The sequence below is a fragment of the Winogradskyella sp. genome (genome assembly GCF_013213975.1).
Lineage (GTDB): Bacteria > Bacteroidota > Bacteroidia > Flavobacteriales > Flavobacteriaceae > Winogradskyella.
Window position 1 is genome coordinate 1 of record NZ_JABSST010000118.1, and the last position, 6,235, is coordinate 6,235.

Sequence of the window (6,235 nt, forward strand, 5' to 3'; positions counted from 1 at the left end):
AAAATTGCATAAGCAAGACCTTTTTCTTTAGAATTAGCAAAATTTTCTAACGTTGTAAGTGATTTCGGTTTTTTTTTTCCATTAATTTGTAATCTATTAATAAGTTTTTTGTGACTATTAATTATGTCACTAATATCAAATTCACCTATCTCCTGGACTCTCACAATTTAATCTGGTAATTGTAGTCCTACTTATGCAAATGGCTGAGAAAATTGCAAAGGAAATGAAAGTACTTAACTTTGCACAAAAATTACCCCAGTATTTGTATCTTCGAAGGTTGTAAGTACTTCCAATTTGATGTGTATAATATCATTTATCAAATTTTTCAATTAAGTCTTTTTCCCATTCACACAAAGGTGTTGTTATATCATCTTCTTTATATGCTATAACTTTGAGTTTAAAATTCTCATCATTATTGTTGCCTTCTCCCCAACAACCTGTCCAATCAACTTCAAAACAGTCTTTTTTTACCGACTTAAATTTAATTCTGCTTTTGTTTATTGGTTCGCCATCGTAAACGCTTAACATTGTTGTCAATGCTTTACCTTCAAATCCTTCTTCAATGAATAATTCCATTCCGTCAAGTTCTTCTAATGAAGATATTTTAATTGGGAAATTCGTAAGCATAACTTCAGTTGAAAGGTCAAAATACATTTCTTCAGGCTTGTCTATTACTCTTAATTTTTGAAAATATAATTTGAGTATCGATAAAGATTCGGTCAGTTTTGATAATTCAATTTGTCCCGAAATCGCAGGATAATATTTCAATTCATCATAATCGTGATTCGATATTATCAGTTCCTGTTTCATAGTCGTTTTAATTGTTGCTAACGGCTTCGGCTATGATTAGTACGGGAATAAATCAGCGATTAATTTCGATTAAGCACTTAGCCAAAACTTTTTATTTTGTTTTAATTTTTTTCATTTTTAAAGCCAAATCAAAAAGATTTGGCGGACTTTATAAAAATACACTAAACTTTGGTTAAACATCAACCCCGTATTAATTATAGCCATTGTTGCCAGTAGTTATTTTATTTTTATTGTCTTTACTGTTTCTTTATATTTTTCTAATAATTCAGCTTTTCTATCAAAAGCTGTCCCCATAAAAAATACGCTAGATTCATTGCCATTTAGTATAGCAACATAAAGAATTCCTTGTCTGTTTTTTACCTCCATTTCTGTATCTAAAATAGAAGCAGAATAGTCTCCGATTTTGCTAGTTTTGATTTCTGTAGCTCTAATTTTTTTACCAGAGTTTTTAGCATTTTGTATAATGCTTTTTATGAACTCTTTACTTTTGTCAAGAGACATTGTAGGCATTGTTCCAACGTTAATAGAATTAGAGAAATCACTTTCTGATTCAGGATTTCCATCTTCGTTGAAAGTAAATACGTTGGTCGCTGTCATTGCATATTTAAATCCACAGATAGATTGGTCAAATTCGAAGTTAGCCAATTCAAAAGGGTCGAGCTCAAAACTTTTGTGGTAAACTAAATTTTTGAAAATCTCTATGATTTCATTTCGTCCTTCATTGTTATTCTGTGGATAAACACCGACTGCAATTACCACAAATTCACTATCACCAAAAATCAAAAGAGTTTTTCTTTCATTAATTTTTTTTGAAGGTCCATCTCCAAAAATTGCATCTAAATCATTTAGTTTAGTGTCTTTAAGAATGTCAATTTTGGCACCTTTAGATTCAATTACTTCTCTAGAAAAGTTTGGTTTTGCTTGATAAAAATTTGAAGCATTTGATTCTATAAACTGAACGTAAAGATTGTCTGCTTTTTGATAACGAGATAAATTTTCTATGAATTTATAATCACTTGGGATTTTTGCGTAAACTTTTGTTCCCTCAACTCTCTTGTGTTTTTCTGTTTTCTCTGTTTTTATTTCAGATGGAAAATTATCTTTTACACCTTGACTGCAAGATGAAAATGTAATTCCAATAAATAATAGGGTAAAAATTTTCTTCATTAGTTCGTTTTAATTACTGGCAACGGTTTGGGTATGCTTAGTGCAGGGTTGATAAGCGATTATTTTTTGATTTAAAATTAGTTTGCAAAAGAACACAAAACTTAGATTTAGCAATTAATCCCGCATTAAGTATACCTTTTGTTGCCATTAGTTTTTCTCCATCATATCTTTCCAATTCACAATTTCGAACTTATAATTGTGAGATTTAGAAGGGCTAATTGGTATTTGAAACAAATATTCTAAATCATATTCTTTTAAAACTGCCTCTGTTTCCGCACTTCCTCTTGTAAAACGAATTTGAGAATTTGCTTTTAGATTAAGAGTAATACTACGTTCTAATTCAGAAATTCGATTCATTTTTATTTTACTCTCATCCCAATTCCCAAGTTCCTCTTGGTTTCCAGTAATATAAACTTCGTCCATTTCGTTCGGAACTTTAACGCTTATTGTTGTTTTGTAGGATTTTTCAGGAAGATTTTCTAAATAACTATGATACGATTTCAATCCATTAATTAGTCCAGGCACAAATGTTGTCCAGTGATTGTAATTTGATAAATTGTCAATTTTAAATTGTATTGAATCTGGTTTTTTCTCATTCAAAAATTTATAAACTTTTTCTCTTGCTGGTTTCCAGTTTTTCCAAAATTCAATTCCTTCGTCAGCATTACTGATATAAATATACTTTTGCTTTTTCAAAGAATTAAAATCAAAATCGATAAACTCGTCAGCTAATCTATCTTTATCATAAGCAAAGTTTGGCGAAATTGAGATATAACTATCAAAAATATTATTGTCTTCAAGCAATGTGGAAATCACAAATGACGCACTTAAAGAGTGTCCAACAGCAATTCTTTTCGATAATGTGCGGTATTTACTCTCAACATACGGGATAAGTTCTTTCTTGACATATTTTAAAAAATTAGCTGAATTTCCGTGTCCAAAAAATTGACTATTCTTAACATTAACTGGTTTAGGTAACAAATCATCATTTCTACCGTAGTTAAGTTCTTCATCATAGGTTGCTATAAGTCCAACAACTATATAAGGGTTGTCAACTTCCTTACTAATAAAGGGTAATAATGAGTGTGTTAAATCAAAAAACTGTTTAGTTTGGGCATCAAACACATAAATTACATTGTAAAATTGCCACTTACTTTCTTGATAATAGCTTGGTGTATAAATGAAGAATTCGCGATTTTGGTTTAATTCCTTTGAGTAAATCTTAATTGTTTCAACCTTTCCAAAATCCTGACAAAAAACTTGGATTGAAAATAATAGGGCAATTAATATTAAAATTATTTTATTCATTTGATTGTCTCTCAAAATTAATGCCAACGGTCCGTATAACCGTCCGTTACGGGTTTTAAATTACTATTTTTCGATTAATAACTGACGCTCGCAATTCCGAGTGGATTCGGACGTAGTCGAATCCGCCGTAATTGCGGTTATACATTGTTGTGTGTAGGCTTTTATTCCAGGCGAGCATAAAATTGATGTATTTCTCCTTTTTCTTCATCGAATAATACAGTTACTAATTCCGATTCAGATAGCGATATAATTTCCGCATGACTTTCTCCTAAATCATCAGTTCCTAATTCCTTTTTCCAATATTCATTATCAATATCGAAATGAATCATTAAATCTTTTTTGTCAGAGAATTTCCATTTTCCAGTTTCATTCCAGACACATTGATTGGAAATATAATTTCCATTAGATAAATATTGTATTGTATCTCGACATTTTAATCCAGTATATTCTTTACCATCTAATGTTCGGTTTATTTTGTTAACCCATTTGCCTACAATCAATTTATTCCAGTCAGCTTTTGATGAGTCATTTTGTCCAAATGAGAGGTTCACAAATAGAGAACAAATGATTATAATTCCGATTTTCAATTTAATACTATTCATTTTTTCAGCTTACACACAACGTGTTCGTGTATGGTTTGTGCCAGCTATTGGGACAGATTGGTTACACGAAAAATTTATTAGAATTAAAAGTAAGAAATTTTTGTGTATGACTGCTGGCATGAATTATACACGTTGTTGTACGCTGGCTTTTCCATTTTCTATTATTCTGCATTGTTCAAATTCCATTTCAGGATAAGCTTCATTTGCCCAATCACTTAACATTCTTAAAACGGGCAAAAGTCCAACTGCTTTTTCAGTCAATGAATATTCAACTCTTGGTGGAATTTCAGCAAAAGATTGTCTTAAAAGTAATCCATCGTTTTCTAATTCTTTCAGTTGATTAGTCAGTACCTTTTTTGAAATTGTTGGTATAAGTGTATTGAGCATTCCAAACCGTATAGAACCATTTGATAATAAGTATAAAATAATCGGTTTCCATTTATTGCCAATTATGTTCATTGTATGTACAAGTGAACAAGCATTCGGGTTGTCTATATATTTTCTTGCCATTAGTTACTTTTTGGTTACCACTATTTGTTCAAATGAAAAATAAATAGTTTCTTTTTGATACTAAAAATAGTTTCTTTGCGATACAAATGTAATTAAAAATTTAAAATGAAAAATATTTTTATAATCAACGGTCATCAGAAATATCCATTTTCTGAAGGAAAATTAAACGCAACTTTAACTGAAAAAGCGGAAAGCTACTTTAAGAGTAATGGTTACAATATCAAGAAGACTACAATGGAAGACAATTATGATGTCAATGAAGAAATCGAAAAATTCAAATGGGCGGATGTGGTCTTTTTTCAAACACCATTGAACTGGATGGGTGTTAGTTGGTCGTTTAAAAAATACATTGATGAAGTTTTTTCGATGGGTATGATGGGCGAAATGTCTGATGGTGATGGAAGAAGTAAAGAAGCACCGAAGAAGAATTACGGATTAGGTGGAAAGTTAAACGGAAAGTATATGATGTCAGTAACTGCTAATGCACCTAAAGAGGCATTTAACAATTCAGAGGAAACATTTTTTAATGGAATAAGCGAAGATGAACTTTTAAAACCAATGCATCTTAATTTTAAATGGTTTGGTTTTGAACCATTACCAACATTTATGGCATATGATGTGATGAAAAATCCAGAAATAGAGAATGATTTTAATCGTTTTGAAAATCATTTAAAAGCAAACTTTTAAAGTATTTACTATGAATAGACCAACACCAAAACATATAGCACCAGATTTACAATTTCCATTATTAGATGGAAATCAATGGCATTTAGCAGACCAAAACCCAGACAATTTTACTTTAATTGTTTTTTATCGAGGGTTACATTGTCCATTGTGTAAAAAGTACTTACAACAATTGCAAGAATTGTTACCCGAATTTGAGGAAAGAGGTGTTAATGTAGTAGCTGTAAGTATGGATACCGAACAGAGAGCTAGACTTTCTCGTCAAAAGTGGGAATTGTCTAATCTTACTTTGGGCTATGGTTTATCTGAAAAATCAGCAAGAGATTGGACTTTGTATTTAAGTGCAGGTGTAAAAGATGGTGAACCAAGTGAATTTAGTGAACCAGGATTATTTTTAATTGACAATAATAATGAAGTTTATTATTCAGCAATAAACAGTAATCCTTGGGGAAGACCATATTTGCCGTCTTTTGTAAAAGCGGTAGATTATATCGTTCAGTCAGGCTATCCTGCTAGAGGTGAGATGCTATAATTCTGTCATATGGATATAATGACAAAAGAAAGATTGATAAAATTGGCAGAAGAAGAAATCCCAATTCATAAATATTTTGGATTAAAAGTTGAAATTGTTGAAAAGGATTTCATTAAAGTACGAGTGCCATTTAGAAAAGATTTAGTCGGTGATATTCGTACTAATCATTGGCACGGTGGAATTATAGCTACAATTTTAGATTCCGTTGGTAGTGCTATTGGCATTGCTAATTTCAATTCGCCAGAAGATAAATTATCAACAATAGACTTGAGAGTAGATTATTTGAGATTTGCAAATGGAAATGACTTAGTTTTTGAAGGAAAATTGGTCAGAATGGGAAATCGAATAATGGTGACCAAAATGAAAGCATTTCAAGACAATTTATTGGTGGCGGAAGGAAAAGGTGTTTATAATTTTATTCGATCATGATTTTCAGCTTGCGTACAACGGCCAGACGGGTAAGGCGAGTTGCGATATTTATTTGTAAATATAAGCAATATAAGCCTTTAGACGTTATTCGCTTTACCCTATGTTAGTGGCAGTGCCTAACAGGTGGTGTAAATTGTCATAATCTTAGTAATAGGTCAATGGCTATTGCAGGCGAATGAAAGTCGTACTGTCT

Annotated in this window: 8 protein-coding genes; 3 read left to right on the top strand and 5 right to left on the bottom strand. The window is 31.2% G+C overall.

The genetic code is table 11. From position 1 onward, the window contains the following. Positions 1–309 precede the first annotated feature (309 nt). From HRU49_RS13720 to HRU49_RS13740, 5 genes are all read right to left on the bottom strand, one after another. The gene (locus HRU49_RS13720) at positions 310–810 is read right to left on the bottom strand and encodes a hypothetical protein (protein ID WP_296358139.1); all 501 of its coding nucleotides are present in this window, start codon (positions 808–810) and stop codon (positions 310–312) included. 216 nt (positions 811–1,026) lie between these two features. Beyond that, complete coding sequence (locus HRU49_RS13725) at positions 1,027–1,977, bottom strand: hypothetical protein (protein ID WP_296358140.1); 951 nt, start codon at positions 1,975–1,977, stop codon at positions 1,027–1,029. Positions 1,978–2,124: 147 nt separating this feature from the next. Then, positions 2,125–3,285 (bottom strand): alpha/beta hydrolase-fold protein, encoded by a 1,161-nt coding sequence (locus HRU49_RS13730; RefSeq protein WP_296358141.1) that lies wholly within the window; start codon positions 3,283–3,285, stop codon positions 2,125–2,127. Between the two features lie 161 nt (positions 3,286–3,446). Continuing rightward, the gene (locus tag HRU49_RS13735) at positions 3,447–3,836 is read right to left on the bottom strand and encodes a hypothetical protein (protein ID WP_296358142.1); all 390 of its coding nucleotides are present in this window, start codon (positions 3,834–3,836) and stop codon (positions 3,447–3,449) included. A 174-nt stretch (positions 3,837–4,010) separates the two neighbouring features. Continuing rightward, positions 4,011–4,397, bottom strand: a complete 387-nt coding sequence (locus HRU49_RS13740; RefSeq protein WP_296358143.1) for a helix-turn-helix domain-containing protein — start codon at positions 4,395–4,397, stop codon at positions 4,011–4,013. Positions 4,398–4,502: 105 nt separating this feature from the next. Between HRU49_RS13740 and HRU49_RS13745 the strand changes: the two genes are divergently transcribed. From HRU49_RS13745 to HRU49_RS13755, 3 genes are read left to right on the top strand one after another with little or no spacing between them, the layout of a single operon-like run. Next, positions 4,503–5,084: an NAD(P)H-dependent oxidoreductase gene (locus tag HRU49_RS13745; protein ID WP_296358144.1), complete on the top strand. Its 582-nt coding sequence runs from the start codon at positions 4,503–4,505 to the stop codon at positions 5,082–5,084. A gap of 10 nt (positions 5,085–5,094) precedes the next feature. Next, positions 5,095–5,613, top strand: a complete 519-nt coding sequence (locus HRU49_RS13750) for a peroxiredoxin-like family protein (protein WP_296358145.1) — start codon at positions 5,095–5,097, stop codon at positions 5,611–5,613. Positions 5,614–5,631: 18 nt separating this feature from the next. After that, positions 5,632–6,042 carry a hotdog fold thioesterase gene (locus HRU49_RS13755; RefSeq protein ID WP_296358146.1) on the top strand — a complete coding sequence of 137 codons (411 nt, stop codon included), beginning with the start codon at positions 5,632–5,634 and terminating at the stop codon, positions 6,040–6,042. The last annotated feature ends 193 nt before the right edge of the window (positions 6,043–6,235 follow it).

Bases quoted from the DNA above. Each gene is read 5' to 3' on its own strand.
- HRU49_RS13730 (WP_296358141.1), bottom strand. From the start codon at position 3,285: ATGAATAAAATAATTTTAATATTAATTGCCCTATTATTTTCAATCCAA.
- HRU49_RS13740 (WP_296358143.1), bottom strand. From the start codon at position 4,397: ATGGCAAGAAAATATATAGACAACCCGAATGCTTGTTCACTTGTACAT.
- HRU49_RS13720 (WP_296358139.1), bottom strand. From the start codon at position 810: ATGAAACAGGAACTGATAATATCGAATCACGATTATGATGAATTGAAA.
- HRU49_RS13750 (WP_296358145.1), top strand. From the start codon at position 5,095: ATGAATAGACCAACACCAAAACATATAGCACCAGATTTACAATTTCCA.
- HRU49_RS13745 (WP_296358144.1), top strand. From the start codon at position 4,503: ATGAAAAATATTTTTATAATCAACGGTCATCAGAAATATCCATTTTCT.
- HRU49_RS13725 (WP_296358140.1), bottom strand. From the start codon at position 1,977: ATGAAGAAAATTTTTACCCTATTATTTATTGGAATTACATTTTCATCT.
- HRU49_RS13755 (WP_296358146.1), top strand. From the start codon at position 5,632: ATGACAAAAGAAAGATTGATAAAATTGGCAGAAGAAGAAATCCCAATT.